The sequence below is a fragment of the Cuniculiplasma divulgatum genome, assembly GCA_031200235.1.
Taxonomy (GTDB): domain Archaea; phylum Thermoplasmatota; class Thermoplasmata; order Thermoplasmatales; family Thermoplasmataceae; genus UBA509.
Genome location: CP133595.1, coordinates 957,598 through 979,011 on the forward strand (window position 1 = coordinate 957,598; position 21,414 = coordinate 979,011).

Annotated in this window: 25 protein-coding genes and 1 tRNA gene; 15 read left to right on the top strand and 11 right to left on the bottom strand. The window is 44.4% G+C overall.

The window, feature by feature from the left end:
* Positions 1 to 70: 70 nt before the first annotated feature.
* The 7 genes from RE469_05150 (at position 71) to istB (ending at position 5,359) form a co-directional block, all read left to right on the top strand.
* Positions 71 to 1,333, top strand: coding sequence for an alkaline phosphatase family protein (locus RE469_05150; GenBank protein ID WMT45585.1), 1,263 nt, complete (start codon positions 71 to 73; stop codon positions 1,331 to 1,333).
* 575 nt (positions 1,334 to 1,908) lie between these two features.
* Positions 1,909 to 2,424 (top strand): DUF4382 domain-containing protein, encoded by a 516-nt coding sequence (locus tag RE469_05155; GenBank protein ID WMT45586.1) that lies wholly within the window; start codon positions 1,909 to 1,911, stop codon positions 2,422 to 2,424.
* Positions 2,425 to 2,499: 75 nt separating this feature from the next.
* The gene (locus tag RE469_05160; GenBank protein WMT45587.1) at positions 2,500 to 2,787 is read left to right on the top strand and encodes a hypothetical protein; all 288 of its coding nucleotides are present in this window, start codon (positions 2,500 to 2,502) and stop codon (positions 2,785 to 2,787) included.
* 57 nt (positions 2,788 to 2,844) lie between these two features.
* Positions 2,845 to 3,063 (top strand): hypothetical protein, encoded by a 219-nt coding sequence (locus tag RE469_05165; protein ID WMT45588.1) that lies wholly within the window; start codon positions 2,845 to 2,847, stop codon positions 3,061 to 3,063.
* Positions 3,064 to 3,481: 418 nt separating this feature from the next.
* Positions 3,482 to 4,015 (top strand): IS21 family transposase, encoded by a 534-nt coding sequence (gene istA, locus RE469_05170; GenBank protein WMT45589.1) that lies wholly within the window; start codon positions 3,482 to 3,484, stop codon positions 4,013 to 4,015.
* A gap of 22 nt (positions 4,016 to 4,037) precedes the next feature.
* Positions 4,038 to 4,613 (top strand): integrase core domain-containing protein, encoded by a 576-nt coding sequence (locus RE469_05175; protein WMT45590.1) that lies wholly within the window; start codon positions 4,038 to 4,040, stop codon positions 4,611 to 4,613.
* The gene (gene istB, locus RE469_05180) at positions 4,610 to 5,359 is read left to right on the top strand and encodes an IS21-like element helper ATPase IstB (protein WMT45591.1); all 750 of its coding nucleotides are present in this window, start codon (positions 4,610 to 4,612) and stop codon (positions 5,357 to 5,359) included. Before RE469_05175 ends, istB begins: the two co-directional genes overlap by 4 nt.
* Positions 5,360 to 5,662: 303 nt before the next feature.
* On the opposite strand, the gene RE469_05185 is transcribed toward istB, so the two are convergent.
* The 4 genes from RE469_05185 to dcm form a co-directional block, all read right to left on the bottom strand.
* Positions 5,663 to 5,965, bottom strand: a complete 303-nt coding sequence (locus RE469_05185) for a hypothetical protein (protein ID WMT45592.1) — start codon at positions 5,963 to 5,965, stop codon at positions 5,663 to 5,665.
* 83 nt (positions 5,966 to 6,048) lie between these two features.
* On the bottom strand, positions 6,049 to 6,453 hold the full coding sequence (locus tag RE469_05190; protein WMT45593.1) for a hypothetical protein: 405 nt from the start codon (positions 6,451 to 6,453) through the stop codon (positions 6,049 to 6,051).
* A 65-nt stretch (positions 6,454 to 6,518) separates the two neighbouring features.
* The gene (locus RE469_05195; GenBank protein WMT45594.1) at positions 6,519 to 6,884 is read right to left on the bottom strand and encodes a hypothetical protein; all 366 of its coding nucleotides are present in this window, start codon (positions 6,882 to 6,884) and stop codon (positions 6,519 to 6,521) included.
* On the bottom strand, positions 6,878 to 7,714 hold the full coding sequence (gene dcm / locus RE469_05200; GenBank protein ID WMT45595.1) for a DNA (cytosine-5-)-methyltransferase: 837 nt from the start codon (positions 7,712 to 7,714) through the stop codon (positions 6,878 to 6,880). Before dcm ends, RE469_05195 begins: the two co-directional genes overlap by 7 nt.
* Positions 7,715 to 7,831: 117 nt before the next feature.
* Between dcm and RE469_05205 the strand changes: the two genes are divergently transcribed.
* A complete protein-coding gene (locus tag RE469_05205; protein ID WMT45596.1) occupies positions 7,832 to 8,761 on the top strand; it encodes an IS5 family transposase in 930 nt (309 codons plus the stop codon).
* Positions 8,762 to 9,241: 480 nt separating this feature from the next.
* Here the strand turns inward: RE469_05205 and RE469_05210 are convergent, their stop codons facing one another.
* The 3 genes from RE469_05210 to RE469_05220 form a co-directional block, all read right to left on the bottom strand.
* Positions 9,242 to 9,598, bottom strand: coding sequence for a PadR family transcriptional regulator (locus RE469_05210; protein WMT45597.1), 357 nt, complete (start codon positions 9,596 to 9,598; stop codon positions 9,242 to 9,244).
* Complete coding sequence (locus RE469_05215) at positions 9,599 to 9,796, bottom strand: hypothetical protein (GenBank protein WMT45598.1); 198 nt, start codon at positions 9,794 to 9,796, stop codon at positions 9,599 to 9,601.
* A gap of 66 nt (positions 9,797 to 9,862) precedes the next feature.
* Positions 9,863 to 10,063 carry a hypothetical protein gene (locus tag RE469_05220; protein WMT45599.1) on the bottom strand — a complete coding sequence of 67 codons (201 nt, stop codon included), beginning with the start codon at positions 10,061 to 10,063 and terminating at the stop codon, positions 9,863 to 9,865.
* Positions 10,064 to 10,489: 426 nt separating this feature from the next.
* Between RE469_05220 and RE469_05225 the strand changes: the two genes are divergently transcribed.
* The 3 genes from RE469_05225 to RE469_05235 are packed head-to-tail and all read left to right on the top strand — an operon-like array spanning position 10,490 to position 13,250.
* On the top strand, positions 10,490 to 11,221 hold the full coding sequence (locus RE469_05225) for an MBL fold metallo-hydrolase (GenBank protein WMT45600.1): 732 nt from the start codon (positions 10,490 to 10,492) through the stop codon (positions 11,219 to 11,221).
* Between the two features lies 1 nt (position 11,222).
* Positions 11,223 to 11,993: a helix-turn-helix domain-containing protein gene (locus RE469_05230; protein WMT45601.1), complete on the top strand. Its 771-nt coding sequence runs from the start codon at positions 11,223 to 11,225 to the stop codon at positions 11,991 to 11,993.
* A gap of 6 nt (positions 11,994 to 11,999) precedes the next feature.
* The gene (locus tag RE469_05235) at positions 12,000 to 13,250 is read left to right on the top strand and encodes an MFS transporter (protein WMT45602.1); all 1,251 of its coding nucleotides are present in this window, start codon (positions 12,000 to 12,002) and stop codon (positions 13,248 to 13,250) included.
* 415 nt (positions 13,251 to 13,665) lie between these two features.
* Here the strand turns inward: RE469_05235 and RE469_05240 are convergent.
* Positions 13,666 to 13,738, bottom strand: a tRNA-Thr gene (locus RE469_05240).
* A 125-nt stretch (positions 13,739 to 13,863) separates the two neighbouring features.
* Here RE469_05240 and RE469_05245 point away from each other — a divergent pair.
* The 3 genes from RE469_05245 to RE469_05255 are packed head-to-tail and all read left to right on the top strand — an operon-like array spanning position 13,864 to position 16,758.
* A complete protein-coding gene (locus tag RE469_05245) occupies positions 13,864 to 14,160 on the top strand; it encodes a helix-turn-helix domain-containing protein (GenBank protein ID WMT45603.1) in 297 nt (98 codons plus the stop codon).
* Positions 14,139 to 15,530 carry an FAD-binding oxidoreductase gene (locus tag RE469_05250; GenBank protein WMT45604.1) on the top strand — a complete coding sequence of 464 codons (1,392 nt, stop codon included), beginning with the start codon at positions 14,139 to 14,141 and terminating at the stop codon, positions 15,528 to 15,530. The genes RE469_05245 and RE469_05250 overlap by 22 nt, the downstream gene beginning before the upstream one ends.
* Positions 15,523 to 16,758, top strand: coding sequence for a (Fe-S)-binding protein (locus RE469_05255; protein WMT45605.1), 1,236 nt, complete (start codon positions 15,523 to 15,525; stop codon positions 16,756 to 16,758). The genes RE469_05250 and RE469_05255 overlap by 8 nt, the downstream gene beginning before the upstream one ends.
* On the opposite strand, the gene RE469_05260 is transcribed toward RE469_05255, so the two are convergent.
* Positions 16,759 to 18,753 carry a 3-hydroxyacyl-CoA dehydrogenase/enoyl-CoA hydratase family protein gene (locus RE469_05260; protein WMT45606.1) on the bottom strand — a complete coding sequence of 665 codons (1,995 nt, stop codon included), beginning with the start codon at positions 18,751 to 18,753 and terminating at the stop codon, positions 16,759 to 16,761.
* 4 nt (positions 18,754 to 18,757) lie between these two features.
* Positions 18,758 to 19,093 (bottom strand): SCP2 sterol-binding domain-containing protein, encoded by a 336-nt coding sequence (locus tag RE469_05265; GenBank protein ID WMT45607.1) that lies wholly within the window; start codon positions 19,091 to 19,093, stop codon positions 18,758 to 18,760.
* 117 nt (positions 19,094 to 19,210) lie between these two features.
* On the opposite strand from RE469_05265, the gene RE469_05270 reads away from it, so the two are divergent.
* A complete protein-coding gene (locus tag RE469_05270; protein ID WMT45608.1) occupies positions 19,211 to 20,596 on the top strand; it encodes an amino acid permease in 1,386 nt (461 codons plus the stop codon).
* On the opposite strand, the gene RE469_05275 is transcribed toward RE469_05270, so the two are convergent.
* The gene (locus RE469_05275) at positions 20,581 to 21,249 is read right to left on the bottom strand and encodes a thioredoxin family protein (protein WMT45609.1); all 669 of its coding nucleotides are present in this window, start codon (positions 21,247 to 21,249) and stop codon (positions 20,581 to 20,583) included. The two genes, RE469_05270 and RE469_05275, sit on opposite strands and share 16 nt — an antisense overlap.
* Positions 21,250 to 21,414 lie beyond the last annotated feature (165 nt).

Here is a 21,414-nt window from a genome sequence, read left to right on the forward strand (position 1 = left end):
TGAACATGAAGTGGCCTGAAATGGTTTAAGGCATGATACGCAATCAACACTGGCGGGAGCAGATGTTAAAATGAAGGATGACGACGTGGAAGGTGTTATTGCAAGCTACGGATGGAAGGGCATGGATGGGCTTTACCGGCCAGCATTCGGCAGAGGTTCCATAGCAGATATACCGGGGGCACTCCTTGAGTCACTGGGCATAAATGGCGGCAAAGGGGTGCCGGAATCGCTCCGCCACATCTCTGAGCCAGCTGATCACACGGTATTCATACTGATTGACGGTCTTGGCCATAGCACATTCCAGTATGCTCTTAACAACTGCCGGCTCGGCAACCTGAAAGCATTCAGGAAGGAATCAGTGTATGTACCGGCCACCAGTATCTTTCCCTCCACCACATCAACTGCTACAGTAACGCTTCACACGGGCATGGATCCTGAGGAACACGGTATAATAGGATATATACAGTACCTGAAGGACGTGGGTTCTGTATGCAACATGATCTCCCTGAGCCCGCTTGGCCTGAGAAACAGATCCCTGGTGGAAAATTCAAAGATTTTCTCGCACATTAGCAGGCACGGAACCATACACGAAAAGATATCAGGGGAAGGAATGGATTCTTTCCTGTACATGCCGTACAATATAAGAAATAGCGGATTGACACGCATAACGGGAAGAGGCTCGGTTCTCAGGCCTTACCATTCGCTTTCCCATATGTTTACTGACCTGAAGAATGACATTCTCTCCACAGTCAGGAGAAGTTTTCATTTCTGTTACATCTCCTCCGTTGATACCATATCGCACAAGATTGGGCCGTACACACAGGAGACAGCTGAAGATATTGATTCAATATTCTACTTCATAAGGCATGTTCTTGGTGAGAACGTGGCAGGTTCCGGCACAACGGTGGTCATTTCGGCCGATCACGGGCACACTGTTGTGAATCAGGACAGAGTTCATGACATTTCAAGAGATAGAAAGCTGAGGCGAATGATGATATCTCCAGCCACGGGAGATGAAAGGGCGCCATTCATAAGGGTGAGGGAAACAAAGGATGGCGATTTTCTTGCACATATTGAGAAGCAATATCCTGGCCACACCGCAGTCAGTTCCAGGCAACTTATGCGGGAAGGTTTCTTTGGGAGGACATCTTCCACGGGCCTTGATATGGACATGTTCTCTGACTACACCATAATCCCTGCTCAGAACAGCGGCATAATTGACACATGGCTCTCAACTCTTGATCCTGAGTGGTCCAACATTGACATGATTGGAATGCACGGAGGGTTCAGCCTTGAGGAGATGATAGTCCCGGTCATTACAAGGAAATTCTGAACTTAGATCCCAGATCGATGGTATTTCCACTTCAATTGGAAAATGACCACGGAGAATAGAATAATGAATGGCGAGACGTTCCAGGTGATTGGGTAAGAAAATAAGGGATGCTGCATTTGGTTCAGGAATAATATTCCATAGGTTTACAGAGTTGATAGCCATAAGCTGTTATGCTGGTAGGTTTAAACATGTGCCCTAAGAAATTTGAATATATAATGGAAAGTCTCAGGAAAAGGTCTGCCAGGTTTCAGGAGAAGGAGGATATGAAAGGTACCATTGAGGACGTAAGTCGTTCGGAAGATAAGAGAACTGAAAAAAGGTGTTAAGTTGCCCCTAGAAAAGTTCAGCGGGGGAATAATCCATTCTTGTCTTCTATAAGTCAAATATCAGGGTCAGGGACCTGGCTGCAACACTGAGAATACGTCGTCGAGTAGCCATCCTACAGGGTTAGAAATGAACATATTACCTAAGAATGTCTCCCATTTTGCATTATGCCCGGAATCTCTTGCCTCTGGAATTTTGACCATTCAAACTGTACCATAAACGATTAATAAGAAAATTTATAAACTCACTAAATGAAAACAATTGGAGCAGTAATTATTGTACTGATAATACTCATAGCCGGCGGCGCCTATTTCGGGTATACATATTACGAAAACTCCCAGAACACCGGGCATGTGGCAATATCAGTTGCCGACGCACCAATGCCAGGAGTAAGTGGTGTGTATATTACTTTCAGTGCCGTAAGCATACATAGCAACACCAGTGGATGGGTTAATTACTCTGTCTCAACGCATACCATTGACATACTCAATCTTGCAGCCACTAATGCATCACTTCTGGCAAATATATCATTGCATCCTGCCACGTATACAATGATAAGGCTTTACATAACAAACGTCACAGTGGATATGCTTGGAATCGAAGTGAATTTCACGCTTAATGCACCATTCGCGTTCATCAACCACCCATTCAAAGTCAGTGCCCATTCCACGCAAAACATCATGATAGATTTCAACCTGAACCAGGATATGAACTTAAACGCGAAGATCTTCACCCCCAATGTGGGGTTTACGGTTCAGTCTGCCTGATTTTTATTTTTCATCTCTCTTTTTTGCCGTACCTCAAAGCAGTACTGATTTGTAAATTCCATTTTCTCGATGCTGATGATCTCTCAGGGCATTGGTGACTCTGTTAATGAGGTTCAAAAAAATAACAGAGGAGGAACAGGTAGGGTCTCGCCTGCAGAAGATAATCCGGGAAGCACAGAAAAAATGGGCTTAAATCTGTATCACTTCTTTCAGAGTAAGCTTGTGGATCTTATCAAAATTAATGACAACAGATTAGAAACAGAACTGATAAACAACAACATAAGCCAGACTTGGGTTCACGTTGGGATTCAACTTAAGGGCGCCTGTTGGGATAAGCCTCCAGGACGGAAAAGTGTCATTTAACCTATTTCTTCCGGCTAAATCTGAAAAGACAAAAATATATCACTTTTCTTTAACGGCGTGGAAGCAAAATTCCAGGATGGTCTCTGGCAGGTCCGAGGGAATGTGTCAGAACTGAGCACTGTGCATGAGAATGTTCTAAATCTTGCGGTATCTGGATTCCAAAGTGTTGTCCTGAACTACTCATTCATAGAGAAAGGCAGGTATTTTCTCCATTTCATTTTCAACTCCCAGGAACTCCACGTATATCTGAAGCTCTGGTATCATTCTCCAAGTTGATTTCCTGTTTCAGGATAGAATACCTGAGGAAGCTTGAACAGGTAGCAGATACATTCGTGGAAGTATCCGAAACGGATGAGACTACGATAGTGTGCATGGAAATAGAACCGAAGGATTATGGCGAAAATCCTAGTGAAGAGGACTTTTTTTCGTTATGGCAAATTGTAAAGAAAACGGCTCAAAAGTCGCAGGTTCTTATATTAATAGGGATAAAGCATCTAAATTGCCAGATATTCTGAAGCCAGGCGAGGCATTTGAAATGGAATCTAGGGTTTCATCGCTTAAATGCCAGATGTAAACGCCGGTTGATTTTTGTGCATTTTCGCCGGAATAAAATTGACCCCCCTCGCCGGTTTAATTTTGACCCCTGTCCATGCCAGGACAGTGGTCTCAATTGTACGGTCTGGAGGTGTGGAGAATGATACGCAACATGAGGGAGAAGGGAATGAGCATAAAGGCAATATCAAGGGAACTTGGCATATCAAGGAACAGCATGAGAAAGCATCTCAGATCTGAGCCGAAGGGAAAGCAGAACAGGAAAAGAGGATCAAAGTTTGATCCATACAGGGATAGAATCAGGGCACTCATAGATGAACACAACCTTTCAGCTGTCCGGATACTTGAGGAAATCAGAAAGATGGGATACCATGGCGGATACACAATACTGAAGGAATACTGCCATGACCTCAGAAAGGATCGCAGGATACAGGCAGTATACCGCTATGAGACTAAACCGGGAAAACAGTCACAGGTTGACTTCGGCGAGTTAGGTTACATAGAGATTGACGGGAAAAGGAGGAAACTCTACGCCTTCTCCATGATACTGGGATATTCAAGAATGCGTTATGTGGAATTCACAACAGACATATCCACTGAAAACGTGATCAAAATGCATCTGAACGCATTCTCCTTCTTTGGCGGGTTCACAGACAGGAAGATAAAGGCCCTCTGAATCGAGATTCAATCAGAAGTTCATGGACTTCGCTGAATATTATGGCATCGTAATCCGCTTATGCTATCCATACAGACCGGAGACAAAGGGGAAGATCGAGAGCACAATAAAGTATCTCAGGTACAACTTCTGGACAGGCAGATCCTTTGATGCTCTCTCAGACATAAATGTCCAGTGCCAGGAATGGCTGAACAAGGTCAATGCCCAGGTACATGGAACAACACATGAGATACCTTTAGAGAGGCTGAAGGATGAGGAACTCAATCCAATATCGAGTGTGCCTCCCTATATGACAAGGAAGGAGGAGATCAGGAAGGTCTCAAGGGACTGCTATGTTTCATACAGGGGGAACAGGTATTCCGTCCCCTGGAGATATGCCGGAAGGGAGTGCAGGATCATTGAGGAATCAGCACTGGTGAAAATAGAGATCGATTCCACTGTTGTTGCTGATCATCCTATTCTGGCAGGAACAGGGAGGATATCCAGAAAGAGGGAACATTTCCAAGGCCTTCTAAAAGCAATAAGGGAGGAGAATTCAGCTGTGTATTCCCAGGTCGTCGAGACAAGAGATCCGAAGAGATATGAGGAGGTGTCATGATGGATTCATACGAAAGAGTGCATGAATACCTTTCAAGGCTTGGCCTGACCACCATTGATTCATACCTTGAAACATCCCATGACAGACCGGTCGCGGAGATACTGGACCACCTCTTATCTGAAGAGCTGAAGCACAAGCTTTCAAAGAAGACGGAGAACATGCTCAACTGGTCAGGATTCCCCTTCAGGAAGACCATGGATGACTTCGATTTCTCATTCCAGCCTTCCATAGACCGGTCTGTGATTGATGATCTCATGACTATGCGGTATATACACAACACAGAGAATGTTGTATTCCTGGGACCACCAGGCGTGGGAAAAACGCACCTCTCAATAGCTTTGAGCATGAGGGCAATAATGTCCGATATCCCGGTATACTATGTGTCAGCCATGAAACTGGTGCAGACACTTAAGAGAGACTATGATCTGAAGAGACTGGAATACAGGATAAAGACATATTCCAGGTTCAGGCTCATGATAGTGGACGAGATCGGATACCTGCCACTGACAGGGGAGGAATCCAACCTGTTCTTCCAGTTTGTTTCATCCAGGTATGAGAAGAGATCCACGATCTACACAAGCAACAAATCTTTCAGCGAATGGGGCGAAATACTTGGAGATTCAGTGATGGCTTCTGCAGTCCTGGACAGGATACTGCACCACTGCACTGTCATAAACATAAAGGGTGAATCATACAGGCTGAAGGACAGGAAGAAGAACTCACTGCCAACAATGAGGAAGGAGTGAAAAGGAATTGAAAGCTATATATAAGGGGGGTCAATTTCAAACTGGCGATTACAAAAAGGCGAAGGACCTGGTGTCGGATCTGAAGATTGATCTTGACATATTACGTAAAAAAGCTTGAGTTAAGGATTAAATGCATTTATGAAAAATGTGAATGGGGATGGGAATACATCCATTCCAGAGAAAGTCTTCAGAAACATTGAAGCAAGAAAAAGACAAGCAGTTCCAAGTCTTCTTGCCTCAACCAAGAAATTATTTTTATCATGCGATTAAAGAAAAGCTAGAATCGAGATTGTCTATTCTGATTCATAATATTGTTACTGTTTTAATGTTGTTGTTCTCAACAGGCTTTTTCTGATATTGTTTGCTATCAACAAATTTCAACATCTTCTCAACTAAGACGGGAACATTGACCTCTGAGACTGTCTTTGATGAAAGTTTCTTTTTCGTAATATATTCATGGGCAAACGAACGGCTAATAGAAGACACCATACTGAAGTCTAAAGTTATATTTGCGTCTTGGCTTTGCTCTATTAATTTAAACATATTGTCGCAACCATTTCTTGTAGCAAGATCTGACCCAACAATCTGACAAACCTTTAGATTCACATTACACCTATTGCCATTAACCATATATATGTTTTATTATTGAGTGTTTAGCCTTTTTTCTTCAACAAATTTGCTCGATTTCCTCAATATTCAAGGTAACTGTACAAATCTGGAGACAGGTTGGTTTTCACATTAAAAGCAACATAGCACCCTTTGAATACTGCAACCTCATTACTATCACTGGCGTAATCGAATAATTTCGTATCGTTTCCTGACTTCTCATTAAATCTTTTGCTCAGGATACCTCTTCCAGAGATTAGAATGCCTTCGCCATGCATGCCCTCTGTCAGAAGCCGAAATACCGAGTGAAGTCCGAATCCTCTTTCTCCATTTTTGTCTTTTGTAGATACTCCATTAATGGCTTTTATGAGACTGTCAGAGTCCTTATCAAAACTGATTCCGTGAGCCCTGAAATTTCCTGGAATAGATATACCATCGTCCATCAATGAAAATTCAAGACTTTTCTTGGAGGGATAATTCTGGAGCATAATGAACGAGTTTTTGTACTGAGAATGCTCTGTTACATTTGCCAGTAATTCATCAATGCTGTATTTCAGGGCTGAAGAGACTTATCATTCAGATTCTTCCCTATCATTCTGGTAATCTTTGATGCGATAGAATCTGCGTTGGAGTTATCAATCCTTGAAAATGGTATATAGCTGGATTCTTCTGAAACTCCATTAGCTGTCTCGGATGTTATGTAATCGAGATATCCTCTTACTTCTCCATTCCTTGGAGGGATATAACTCTTGTTTTGTTTTGCTTCAGTTATGGTATCCCTTAGCAAGAGTATCTCTGATGGTGTAAGCCAATCCCTATGCTCTAAGTCTAGCTTACCTTTTGACTTATAAGTGGAGATTTCACTTACACATTTTATGTATTTTCCAACCAGATACGGGTAATTCTCTTCTCTTACCACATAATTGTATCATTATTCTGTATTATAAGGCCACGTTGAGATTCAGTTGGTGCCGTTGCATACTCCACATTTTCTGGACTTTCTCCAGCACTCAACGGGGGCAAATCGATGAGAAGATCGTTAACCACGTATTCTCTGGTTGTTGTCTTGATTGCAGGGTACTTAAGGTGAGAACCAATAGACCACCCAATCAGTATAACTCTTTTCCTGTTTTGTAGCACCCCATAATCTCTGGCATTGAGGACTTTGTAATCCAAATCATAACCAGCTTTCCTGAAATAATTTTGTACATCCAAAAAAAGTTTTCCTTCCCCAGCGGACAACAACCCCATTACATTCTCGAAAATGAACACTTTTGGTTTATATTTTATTAAAAAGTTGGCATAGAGCCGGTACAAGTAATTACGTGGATCATCTTTCATTCTATATTTATCCCTAGCTCTGCCAATCAGTGAATAAGCCTGACATGGTGGCCCACCAACAATCAGATCAACTTCCTTATGCCCAGCTAGAGCCAAATTTTCATCCACTTTTTTAAACAGGGAGGGCAATGATTCTTCTGTAATTTCTGCATTAATAATGGTATCAAGAATTTCCTTTGGGACCTTGCTTAATAGTTTATCAAAATTTATTTTCCCTCTTAAATACTCATTATACGACTCAATTTCCCCAGTTTCCTTAAGGTAATGGAACGCTGCTCTGGTTTTCCGCGTGTTTGAAGAGTCATTATTTTTCTCAATGTGCGCAACTGGTGTAAATCCGTTCATCAAAAATCCTTCAGACAATCCACCGGATCCTGCAAAAAGATCTATGAATACCTTCTCATCCATCCACATTCCCTAATTTTACAGAGTTAGCTTAAATTGTTTGATTAATTTTTTTTGGTTCACGCAAGTGTGTTGCATAATTCCCCTGTATAATGAAATACAGGGGGGTGATTGGTTTGTATGACACCAAAGCCAATCACGGCTAAAGGCAATAGAAGCAAAAGAAGATATTGGATCGGTTCGGACAGAAGGTATGACAGGTACAACAGATCTCTTGTGAATAGAATTGAGGATCTAATGGACCCATCATTTCTCATGAACTGGAGGAATCTCCTTGCAGATAACAACAGAGGAAAGAGAGGCCATCCCTACAGGACACCAAATGCATTCATAACATTCCTTGCAAAACTCAGGGCAATGTACAGCATTCCCTTCAGGTCACTGGAGGGAATTGCCAGGATATTTGCAAGGATCACCGGAATAACAGCTGTCTCCTACACAAGCATATTCCGAAGAATAAGAAAGATTGTGCCTTCAATTCCCAATTCTCAGGGAAAGCCTGTGGACTGTGCAATAGATTCCACAGGCTTCAAGATCACCATCAGGGGTGATTATCTTGGATCAAAATGGAAGAAAGCAAGGAGAGGATGGTCAAAGCTTCATGCTGTCATATCCATAAATGAAGTTTCAGTGATGTCATTTGCCATCACAGATGAACATGTGCATGATGCAAAGGCTGGAAAGGAACTGCTGAAATCTGTAAAAGAAAGGATCAGAAGGATATTTGCAGACAAGGGTTATGATTCAAAGTCAATATACAATACATTCGGGGAGAATACAATAATACCCCCAAGGAAGAATGCATCCACAAGGAGCAGGGGATCACCTGCCAGGGCAAGAATAGTCAGACAGATCCGGAGGACCTCAGAAAAGGAATGGAAGGAATCCGTTGGTTATGGAAAAAGATGGCATGTGGAGATATATTTCTCAGGACTCAAGAGGACAATGGGTGAGGTAATCAAGGCCAACAGGCCTGATTACATAGTTCAGGAGATTGCACTGAAGGTGCAGTATTACAACGTTCTAAGAGAGATGACATATGCCTATTGAATTGTGCAACACACTTGGTTCACGCTGAAGAAATATGTTGCACAATCCAAGAGGCATCTCGCTTTTCCCCGAATATGTTATGATGTTTTACATCTACGGCAATTTCATGTGCAATGTAATCGGGCTTGACGGCTTTGTTCATTTCCTAGGTTTCTCTTCATCTCTGAGAAATATATATTTCAACATTCTATTTTTTTTCATAATCAATGATAGACAAAAATATTGATGACAATAAAAAGAAAGTGTGGGAAATCTTGATTGCCAGACATACTAAAATAGTCTGAGATAATTCATTGAGAAATACGAATAGATGATCAGTAAATATATGGCTATTCTTCTGGCTGTGGCTTCGGAAAGTAGGAAAAGAGCCACTGGAAGGATTTGAAACCGCCCGTCTGCCGATTAATAGGGATGAAAAAGAAGGACTCTCATAAAACACAGGCATATCGTTGCGTGTGATTTTCTCTTCACTAGTATCTATTATAATAATCCTATAAGCTTATTAAGTCCGTTCTTCCAGCTCTCGGAAAACTGAGCCATATCTTTTATGGCCTCTCTTCCAAGATCCGTAATAGTATACATCTGTCTTGCCCGCTCTCCCTGCATTATTTCGCGCCTTTCCACATATCCATCCTTTTCCAGTGAGCCAAGGGCGGGATATATGGAACCAGCGGTGGGCCTCCAATAACCTTGTGTGCGCAGGGAAATTTCACTCATTATTTCATATCCATGCATTGGCTTATTTTCAAGAATTTTAAGTATCAAAGGCTTGAGTATTCCTGGTGGGATAAGACTTACTCTGAATGGGCCACATTGACAGGCGCAATTTTTATCCACTTACTTTCCAACCTCCTTTCTTAGTAGTTCTTTCTGGATTTCAATTTCCTCCAATTCTACCCTCTTTGCAGCAATTGTTGAATACAGTCTCTCTATTTTTTCTATCTCAAGAACTTTTGCATGATGCAGTGCACAGAGTTCACAACCGTATAGTCTTACCACTCCGTCTATTTCAAACGGAAACTCCTTACCTGGCATTACAGGTTCGCCACAGTCGGCACATTTCAACATCCCTACTAACTCTCAATTTTTGTGGAGTTAAGTTTACTCCACATTCTCGTTTTTGTGCGACTTGATCCTTGCCAGTTTCCTCTCCAACAAAGATATCTCATTCTCCAGCTGTTCCTTGTAGTCCTCAAGATCTTCAGCCACATCCTTTTCAGAACGGTTCCGAAACATCTGGCCGCATCTGGCCATTCTGGATTCCATGTATTCGTTGTCGCATCCACACCTGTTTTTATTCATTCCATACATTTGTTTTTACCTCATTAGAGTATTATTGTTTCCTATATACTGCTGTCGATATATCGTTGACAATTTCAATAAACCTACATGGAATGATAATAGATAACACATAGATTTAAACAAATCCGCTACTCAATGCAATCCATAGCAGTCCTTGTCATTGTAAGATATAAATCGATCTTCCACAAATCCTCCACTTGACCTTGCTGAGAATATTGCTTTAAAACGGTCTTAGAATTTTCCCCCAGTTATATTCATTCAATCTAGTTTTTAACAGGCTGAATGAAAAATACCATGCTGTGAAAAGAGCCCATAGCACATCAAGGATAAAATGCGTTGATGAGTCTGGTCTTTTGTGAATTAAAGTTACATTCAAAAAGTTGAAGCTAGTCGAAGAATTTATTATCCTTTGGATAATAATGTTTTATGCCACTTGTAAGACAGATCCTGAATGAGGAACGCTCGTGTGCCTCGTACATTATTGGATGCCCCAGTTCTGGAAAAGCGTTTGTAATCGATCCTAAATACGAGGTGGATACATACATTCAGATGGCTAGTTCGCTGGCACTGAAGATAGACAGTATAATAGAAACCCACATTCACGCCGACCATATATCGGGTGCTAAGAAATTACATACAGCTACAGGTGCCCCCATCTATATGTTTGAAGATGCAAAGGTGAAATTTGGTTTCCTCCCACTGAAGGAAGGGAATACCATGAAAATAGGAAACGCACGGATAATGGTATTACACACACCAGGGCACACACCGGAGAGCATATCCTTGGTGTATTACGATGATAAGAGAAATCCTGAAACTCCATCAACAATCTTCACAGGAGACACGCTATTTGTTGGCGATGTTGGACGATCAGATATTTCTGGAATGGACACCTCGTATGAATTATACGAAAGCATAACGGAAAAAATATTGCGTCTGCCGGACTTTGTAGAATTAATGCCTGCACACTATTCGGGCTCCACCTGCGGTGCTGAAATGAGCCCAAAAGCCTCTTCAACCCTTGGGTATGAACGGCTATGCAATCCTCTCCTTCAGACGGAGTCATATAGTGATTTCAGAAAAAAACTCGGTGAAATACAGCTGCAACCCGTACCTGAAAAGGAAAAGATAAGGGAGATAAATATCAGGGGAAATTAAGGTGTCAGACAAGGAAGATAATGCTGATGCACGGTCCAAAATATTGGTTGAGCTCGAATATCTTGGGCTTACACACTATGAGGCTGAGTTATTTCTCACTCTATCACTCAGGGGGATGACGGCAAGGGAGCTTGCCCAAACAACTGAGATTCCTTACACAAAAGTATACGCTGTTTTAGAGAAATTGAACCAACTTAATCTGGTACAGAGGGTATCAAGCAGTCCATCCTTGTTTTCAATCCCTGAACCGGACATTGTTATTGGCGTCCTGTGTGATGAGGTCAGATCCAGGATCGATGAGATTGAGGGTCATATAACCAATTACCTGGCATCTGTCAGGAGGAACGTAAACAAATCGGATGATCTCAACATGTCATGGAACATAGTTGGTTCCAGTAAGGTACGGTATTACCTCCAAACCATGGTAAAAAAAGCACGGCGTTCAATCTATGTGATGGATCCGGGGATCAGAACAGTCGACAGCAAATTGCATGAAATTTTCAAATCTAAGACGGATGTTCAGTTGAAAATGATATTTTCCACCGGTGACCTGAAAGAAATTCCAGAAGATCTCATACCATTCTCAAGAATATCTGACAGGTTGAACTCAAGGTACTATGTTTTTGACAACGAGACCTCGTTTATGATTTCCATGGAGAAAGACCATGAGATCTATGGAATAGTGGAACCATGCAGTAATTGCGTTTTGCAGTCCAGAGAACATTTCGAAATGATGTGGGACAGATCCAGGCCTGCATGCCCAAAAGGATGATTCATCTTGGCACTCACAAAAAACGGTGCTCAATCAGAAGGATTAACACATGACGGTACACAGTACATTATCCTCCTATTACTGACCCTTTTCATTGGGTGGTTTCTGGGGATAGAGCGTGTTCTCGTCCCTGCAATGGCTAAGGACATATATCATATCTCATCATATTTATACATACTCTCATTTCTGGTGGCTTTTGGCTTCACAAAGAGTGTACTTAATCTCGTATCAGGAAAAATATCAGATGACATTGGAAGAAAGAAACTGCTGCTTATAGGATGGCTGGTGGCTATCCCAGTCCCTTTCATATTCTACTTCTCAACAAGCTGGAATATGATTGTACTTGCCAATATCGGGGTAGGTGTTAATCAGGCATTCGCATGGACTATGACAGTAACCGCCGGACTGGATCTGAGCAGAAGTACATCCCGAGGCCTTACTGTTGGACTGAACGAGGCAGCTGGTTACATAGGTCAGGCTACTGCGGGAGTCATTACTGGCTATATGGCTGCGTCATATGGGTTAAGGGGAGCGTCATTCCTCTTCGGAATAGTGGTTGTAATTGTGGCAATAGGAATCACTGCACTTACAATAAGGGAAACTGTCGGCTTTGCCAGATCAGAAGATTTCGGGATAAACCAAACGGGTAGTTCGGTTTCATTCATGAAGATGTTTACAGATACATCATGGTCAAACAGGCTCCTCTTTTCTTATTCACAGGCCGGTCTCATTGAGAAATTTGTGGATGTTGTATTCTGGGGGCTCATGCCATTATACCTTCTTTCACTTCATTTCAGCCTGTTTACTGCAGCTGTTTTGGTTGGAATTTATCAGATGACATGGGGTTTGCTCCAGATTATAACTGGAAGGCTTTCGGACCATATTGGCCGCAATGTGCTTATAATTACGGGCTTCTGGATTGATTCCACTGCCATGGTAGGTTTCGTCTTCTTTCATGGAATTGTAATTATTGGCTTGCTGAGTTTTCTTGCAGGTCTCGGAATGGCGTTTCTGTATCCTGTTCTCATCGCCGCCGTGAATGATAAGGTCAAACCATCCGAAAGGGGTGCAAGACTTGGTGTTTACAGGCTCTGGCGAGATTCCGGCTATGGATTCGGCGCTATCTTTGTGGGAATATTGGCAAGCGCGTTGAATATTAGATCTGTGTTTATCGGTGTCGCACTACTGATGTCTGTTTCAGGTGGAATCGTTATGATTGCCTGCAGGATTAATCACCGTAAGTCCTCGGTACCATAGCTAAGTAACAAAATTGCAGTTAAAGTGGAAACGGGTAGGAAAAATTCTTCCCACGTTGGATACGGAGATCTCAGAGAATGAAAATCAGCAACGATAGGCCGTTTGCCGGTATTCAAAGGATTATGATCCGGTAATGTACTCAAATGCTTAAGAAATTCTAGAACCGCTGCCAAAGTTTTTTGGATGAACATAAAAAATAATTAAAGAAGTATTTTTAGTGACCTAAAATAAGCAATAACACAGCAATTTTTAATCTTCGTCAGTTACCTCTGGACCCTCTCCCTCAGATCCGGGTTCACAACTATCTGCTTCAGCAACGTTTTAAGGGTTTGCTGAATTTTAAGTAAAATATACAATAAATTTCATTGCAAATTGGATCGTTCTCAATTAATGTGGCTTCGGAAAGTAGGACAAGAGCCACTGGAGGGTATCGATCCCCCGACCTGCTGATTACAAGTCAGCTGCTCTACCAACTGAGCTACAGTGGCACCAGAGGGCTAATATTTGGTATAAGATAAACCTTTCAATGGAAATAAGTTAATGTTTCATTTGTATGATAGAGAATCATTCTTGAATACAAACACTTTATTCATCAGGTCATTATCTGATTCCAATGGACTGCACTGCTTTGGACCTTCATTTATCGGGATCGGCACAGAAGGTGCTGAACGTCTTGCTTTCAATGAAAATTGCAAGGTTTGAGGACCTCAAGGAGAGAACAGGCCTACCCAAGCGCACTCTACTTTACTCAATAAGGATTCTCAGGGATGCAGGCATTGTTGAGACGCAGATTTGCATGAATGATGCAAGAAGGAGATTTTATTGTGTCAAACTTGGTGGTATCGGGAGTAACCAATCAATTAATGAACAACAATCCACTGAACAGTTATGGCATTCCTGGAAGAGCTGAAATCATCCGTGGGCAGCGTGCTTATCCAGAAGCATGAGCAGAAAATTCCATACGAAACAGATGCATCGTATTTTCAGGGCAGCGAACCGCTGGCAGTGGTGGTTCCGGAAACGGTCGACCAGGTAAGCAGGATAATGAAGCTGTGCCAGAAATATTCAGTTCCAGTTGTTGTAAGGGGCGGCGGTACTTCACTCACAGGCTCGTCCGTGCCACTGGATGGATTCGTGGTAATCAGCATGTCCCGTTTCGACAGGATAATTGAGGTGAAGCCTCAGGACAGGTATGCCATAGTGGAGCCCGGAGTAAGGCTGGACACACTTAATGAAAACCTGTCTCACACAGGGCACTTCTACCCGCCGGATCCGGCCAGCTCCATGGCGGCCACTGTCGGCGGCTCCATTTCCACCAATGCAGGAGGGCTGAGGGCCGCAACATACGGTACAACCCGAAACTGGGTGCTTGGCCTGGAGGCTGTGCTTCCAAACGGAGAGGTAGTGAACCTTGGAGGAAAGGTGCTGAAAAGAACCGCCGGCTATGATCTGACTGCAATGTTTGTTGGCGCGGAGGGAACCCTTGGGATCATAACAAAGGCCATACTGAAAATCTGGCCAATACCTGAAACGAAAGGCCGGATCCTGGCATATTATCAGGATATAGAGAAAGTCGGGATGGCCATTTCCACCATGAAGGAAAAAGGCATAACTCCCGAAATAGCGGAATTCATGGACAGGATCACGATGAATTCCCTGGAAAAGGCCAGAGGAATGCACTTCCCGGAATCTGCACGCTACATGCTCATAGTTGATATATCATCAACACGGGAAAGCCTGCAGCGGCAGCTTGATGAAGCCGTTGCCGTGCTCAGGCAGTTCTCTCCAACAGACATCACTGTTACAACAGATCCGGCAGAAATGGCTCGCATATACGAGGCAAGAAAGGGTGCCTACGCATCCCTGCTCAGTGAAAGGTCTTCCCCCACAGAAAGGGTGGTAATTGGGGATATAGTTGTGCCCGCATCAAGTCTTCCAATGGCACTGAAAGAGAGCGAGGAGAAGCTGAAGGAGGATGGAGTCAGGGCAGCCTTATTCGGCCACATTGCTGATGGCAACATACATGCGAATATATTCGCAGATACCGGAAATGTAGAGCAGATGAAGAAGGTGGACAGGTTCCAGATGGATCTGGGAAAAATCGCCCTGAAATACGGCGGAAGTGTTTCCGCTGAACACGGCATCGGGATGGAGAAAAAGGAACTTCTCAGGATGGAACTGGATTCCAGCGGCAACCCATACGTGATGGAGATCATGAAAACCATACGAAGGAGCTTTGATCCCATGGGAATAATGAACAGGGGGAAGATGTTTGACTGAATCCGTTCTGGACAAGCTTCAGGATGAGGTTGGTAAGTGCATAAGCTGCGGCTTCTGTGAAAGTGTCTGCCCAACTTTGCCAGCATCAGGATATGACCTGTGGAAGGGTGCAAGGGGACGGGTCATTATGGGCCATGAGCTTGTGAACGCTGTGAGGGAGGGAAAGGCGGGGCAGCTGGACATTTCTGACAGTTTCTACTCCTGCCTGGACTGCTTTGCATGCCTTCAGGTATGTCCTGCCGGCGTGAATGCCGGAGTTGTGAGCCACCTGGCAAGAAGCCTCATAGTTGAGAGGCAGATCAAGGAGAACCAGAATCCCTATGCAAGGATGATTGTGGCAGCCACAATGAAATATATGAACCCCCTGGGAGTGCCAGCATCTTCCGACAACTGGGCAGAGGGACTGAAGTTTGATCAGGATTCCCCTGATCTGCTGTACACTGGCAACATGTACCAGTTAATGGCCTATACAGGAGGACTCAACCGGGTGAGGCAGATGGCCGGCCATCGCCTGTCAAAGATGATGGCCGGAATCATTGCAGGTCATCCTTCGGCCATAAGAGTGTCAACCTCACAGAGGGATAGATCATTTCAGAAACAGCTGAATAATTCTCTGCGGAACATTGTCAGGCTGCTTCAGGCTGCAGGAAATCATTTTTCATATCTCGGTCCCGGGGAGCCATATCCAGGTACATTCATCTATGATCTGGGGTATCTTGAGGAATTCAGGGAATATGCAAACAGGGTATACAGAATGCTCAAGGAATCAGGCGCCAGAAGGATCATAACGGTTGATCCGCACACATATGATCTGCTGAAGCACACCTATCCAGAATATGTGGGAGGCTTCGATCTGGATGTGATATTCTATGCGGATCTCCTTTCTGGACTGGACATATCAAAAATTGACAGAAAGGTTGTGTATCATGAACCATGCCATTTTGTCCTGAGGGCCGATTCCTACACGGTTCCGCTAACACTCATAAGCAGGGCAGCCGAAACAGTCATGGCGCCCAGAAACGGCAGGAGGAATAATTGCTGTGGGGGTCCGGATGAGCTCATATTCCCAGATCTGTCGGAAAAAGTATCAAATGAGAGGTATTCGGAACTGGTTTCCACAGGAGCTTCGGAAATCATAACTGCCTGCCCCATATGCCTGGCAAACCTTTCCAAGGGGAAAAAAACAAGGGATATGGCAGACCTCCTTTCAGAGGCCTGCTTCAGGTAATTACCTTCCCTTGTATTCCGGCTTTCTCTTCTGCAGGAAAGCTGAAATGCCCTCCTTGAGATCATCTGTGCCATAGAGAAGGCCCATGGCAACGGATTCCATCTCAAGGCCGTCATCTGCGCCCATCTCACTTCCCTTGTAGATTAGTTTCTTGGCCATTGCGGCCGAAACAGGCGCAATCTTCCAGGCCAGTTCCTCACCAAGGCGGTCGGTTTCTTCTGCAAGCTTATCCTTGTCGAAGACCCGGGAGACAAGCCCGATCTCATGGGCGTACTTCCCGTCAAAGCGCTCACCGGTCAGGATCAGGTACGCTGCCCTGGACATTCCCAGCAGTTTGCTTAGCCTCTGGCTTCCGCCCCATCCAGGAACAAGGCCCAGAGTTGTTTCAGGGAAACCTATTGTGGTCTCAGGCGTTGCAACCCTTATGTCGCACCATATTGAAAGTTCAAATCCCCCGCCAAGAGTGAATCCCTTCATCTCTGCTATGGTGATCTTGGGGATTTCCGACAGAAGCCTGAACACCCTCTCTCCTACCCTTGAATTTTCAGAGAAATCCATAGGCCCGCTGAAGAACTGTGTCAGTTGAGCACCGGCAGATAGGTTGTTGCCCTCTCCCCTGACAATTATTACGTTTATCTCATGGTCATTCCACAGGTTCTTGAGGTGTTTTTCAAGGGATGCAAGAACTTCGGAGTTGATGAGGTTGTTCTTTGTGTTGTTCAGGATAAGGTGGGCCACCCTGGTCTTTTCATTGCGTTCCAGTCTGACGGGTTCTCCGGACTGTTCGGCGTGTTCAGCAGCATGGGTTTCTGCAGCCCTGGGAGCTTCGGCCCCCCTGGTTTTTCCGGATATGACCTCCCTGAGCTTTCCAGATTCAATGGACTTTGCGGGATAGAAAATCTTTGTGTCAAATTTCTGGCTCAAGGTGGTGAGCTTCTTCTTTATCTCTGCATTGGTGAGTCCTTCTGCAACAGAAATGGGCCCGAATGGCCTGTTCATTCCAAGCTTCACGCCTGTTTCTATGTCAGCCGGCTGTGCAACACCCTCCTCGATTATCTTCACGGCCTCGTTGATCTCAACGGAGAGTATATCCATAAGGTCAAGGACAGTTGCCGGTTTTGCCTCAGGAATCTTTGCATGCCCGTTTTCCCATACGTAGAAGCCGCTTCCGGATTTCAGCCCAAGTTTCCCTGATTTCATGAACCTGTTGAAATAGGTGCATTTCCCGTATTCCCTGTCAAGGGTGTCCGCATAGTATTCCAGCGAGTGGACAACTGTGTCAATGCCAACATAGTCCATAAGTTCATATGGCCCCATGGGGAGCCCCTGGGACCTTGCAAATGCGTCTACCTCTTCGGGCCTGGCCATGTTCCTGTCCAGGAGGAGGCAGAAGAGCAGGCTTTCCGGTGCGTTGATCCTGTTAACAACAAAGCCGGGGCTGTCCTTCAGGACTTTTATGGGAGTTTTCCCTATCTTCTTTGAGAACTCGTAGGTTGCATCAAATACATCCTGTGCCGTCCTGTCAGATTTTATGACCTCAACCAGCTTCATGATCACGGGCGGATTGAAGAAATGGAGACCCAGGACGCGTTCCGGCGATTTTGCATGATCAGCAAGTGTGGATATCCTGATGTTAGACGTATTGGATGCCACTATGGCATCTGCCCTGCAGTTTGCAGTTATGTCCTTTATGACTGAAACCTTCAGGTCGGGTATTTCCGGCACTGCCTCAATGATGAGATCAGCATCCCTGACAGCTTCAGCCATTTTGCCTGAAAAGCTTATGCGTCCAATTATCTCAGAGTAGGCCGCATCGCTTATCTTGCCTGATTTCTTCATCCTCTCCAGGCTGGCCTTCAGGGATGCCTCGGCCTTCTTGAGAGCTTCCGGGAATGCATCCTCCAGAATGACTGGAAATCCGGCCATGGAAACCACTTCTGCAATTCCGTGGCCCATTATGCCAGCTCCAATTACGGTGACCCTCTTTATCTGCATTCCATCACTTCCTTATCTTTGACACTATGCCTGTGAGTTTCTGTGCGCTGAAAATATCACCGCTGACCTTGAGCTGGCCCTGCATGAAAGCCTTTATGGCGTCAAGCTTTCCTGTAAAAATATCCGTGAGTGCCTGGTCTGAAGCGGAAATTGTGGCACTTGCCCCCTGCAGTTCGCCTTCCTTCAGTGATACCGATCCGTTTGATATCTCAACATAGTACGGCTTTGCATCTGACGGCTTGAACTGGAATGATTTGTTGAACCCAGAAATATCCTTCCGGAAACTCTCCTCAGTGGCTGCCTTTGCAACTATTCCATTCATGACTTCATACGATGTCATATAAGGAGAGTCGGAAACCAGTAAAATAATTTATGCGCAGGCCGCCCCATCCTGTTATTTTCATTTGTGCACTGGTCAGTGCACCAAGTGTTATCTACAATTGGCGCATACTCTGACATGCCCCAAACTCTGACCAGGACCCTGAAATTCCAGGATGCCGTTATAATAAACCTTGGAGCAATAATCGGGGCTGGCATATTTGTCATAATAGGAATATCTGCAGGAGCAGCTGGCCCGGCAGTTCTCGTTTCAATACCACTTGCAGGCATGGTGGCAATTTTTACCGGAATAAGTTTCTCTCAGATAGCAAGGCATGTTGACAAGGAGGGTGGAGTTTACGAGTATGGAAAGGAATCCCTGTCACCTTACGCCGGATTCGTTGGCGGGTCACTCTGGACATTCGGGAACATAATTGCGCTGTCTGCGGTTTCCATAAGTTTTGGAAGTTATCTGGATGCCGTGCTCAATTCCAGGTTTCCGGACATATTCATTGCCATATCCATAGTTGCATCATTTGCCCTGCTTAATGCCATGGGCATCAAGAATTCTGCAAGGACTCTCAGGGCAATCGTTGCAGTAAACGTCATTATACTGGTTACATTCACGGCTGTTGGACTGTTTTTCATCCACCCGTCTCATTTCAATGATTTCTTTGCAAAGGGGCCAGGTGGAATCATATCCGGTGCGGCCATCATTTTCTTTGCCTTCTCAGGTTTCTCAAGGGTCACAACGGTTTCTGAGGAGGTTGTGAATCCGGAGAAGACAATACCACTTGCAATACTCGTATCCATCATGATATCAGCGGTGCTCTACTTCCTCATAAGCCTTGCAACCCTTGGACTTGCTCCAGCATCAAGACTTGCGGAGTCTGCATCCCCTCTTGCATTTGCATCATCCGTTACCGGAATGGGCTGGCTTGTGATCCTGGTTTCCATGGGGGCATTGGTGGCAACTTCAGGAGTGATACTTACAGGCATCCTTGGAACATCAAGGGTAATGTTCGCCATGGGAAGAGACGGTGAGCTTCCCAGACAGGTATCCAGGCTGGACAGGTTTTCCACGCCGATTGTTGCAATACTGGTTTCCCTGATTCTTGCAGTAGCCATGATGCCGGCTGCATCATTTGGCACCATTGTTGAATCATCAAACACATGCGTCATAGCTGCCTATGCCATCATAAATGTTGCTGCCCTGCGCACGCATATTAAATACCGGGGGACAGGCAGAAGAATGCTTCTGGCTCACGACTGGTTTTTCCTGATTCCGGTTGCAGGCATCGTCACAATAGGCCTCTTCTTCGCATTCCTGGGATACGAGAGCATGGAGATCGCGGCGGCAGTGTTTGCGGCAGCTTCAGTATACCATATGCTGAATGTCAGGCTGCATGGGCCATCATCAAGACCGCCAAAAACAAGCAAAGTCAGGCTCTTTGGAAGATCCAGGCACAATGTTGATAATAAAAAAGAAGATGGAAATACTGGCCCTGATCAGGCCTTGCTGTGATTGTTGTAGGCTTCCATCACATATTCTGCGAACTGATCGTCAGGATAGGCGCCGACAAACTGCACCTCTCCATTTATGACTATGTGAGGCACGCTTGAAACTCCAACTTCCTCAGCTTCCTGTTCGAATTCCATGGATTCGATCATTTCACCGGTTATGTTCTTGTTCAGTATGGCAAATTTATGCGCGGTGCCAACTGCCTTGGGGCAGTACGGGCAGGTTGGTGTTACATAGACCTTTATGCTCACCGGCTTATCGATCTTGTTGATTATCTCCATTGCCTTGGAGGAAACCTCAACTTCGCCATTTGAAACGTTCTTCATGTCCTCTATGAGGGAACCGAATTCATATCCAGATGGGATACCATAATACTTCACGCGCCCGTTCTTCTCCCCATGCTTTGTCACAATTGTGGCAGGGAACTTCTCAACGCCGAATGCTTCAGCATCCTTCCTGTCCTTGTCAAAATCGTACTTCTGAAGATGGATCTTTCCATTGATTTCTGAAACCTCTTCAGCAAGTTCTACAGTTTCCTTGCAGTACTTGCAATCCGGACTCTCAGAGGTAAAAATGACCAGATCTATATCATCCTTCAGATGTTTCTCGAATTCCTGCATAAGAAACTTCTTGTCTTCCTCTCTTATTAATGGCATCCTTAGTAATTTTCCATTATTATTTAAGTGTTGTCAGGCATGAAGGTAACCATGTGTTCTTGTAGTGATTGAAACGGATAAATATGAACAGGAAATCCATTCTGGAACCTTTGAAGAAGCCAGGAATTATATGGTATATGCCTGACATAACAGCTAAACTATTTA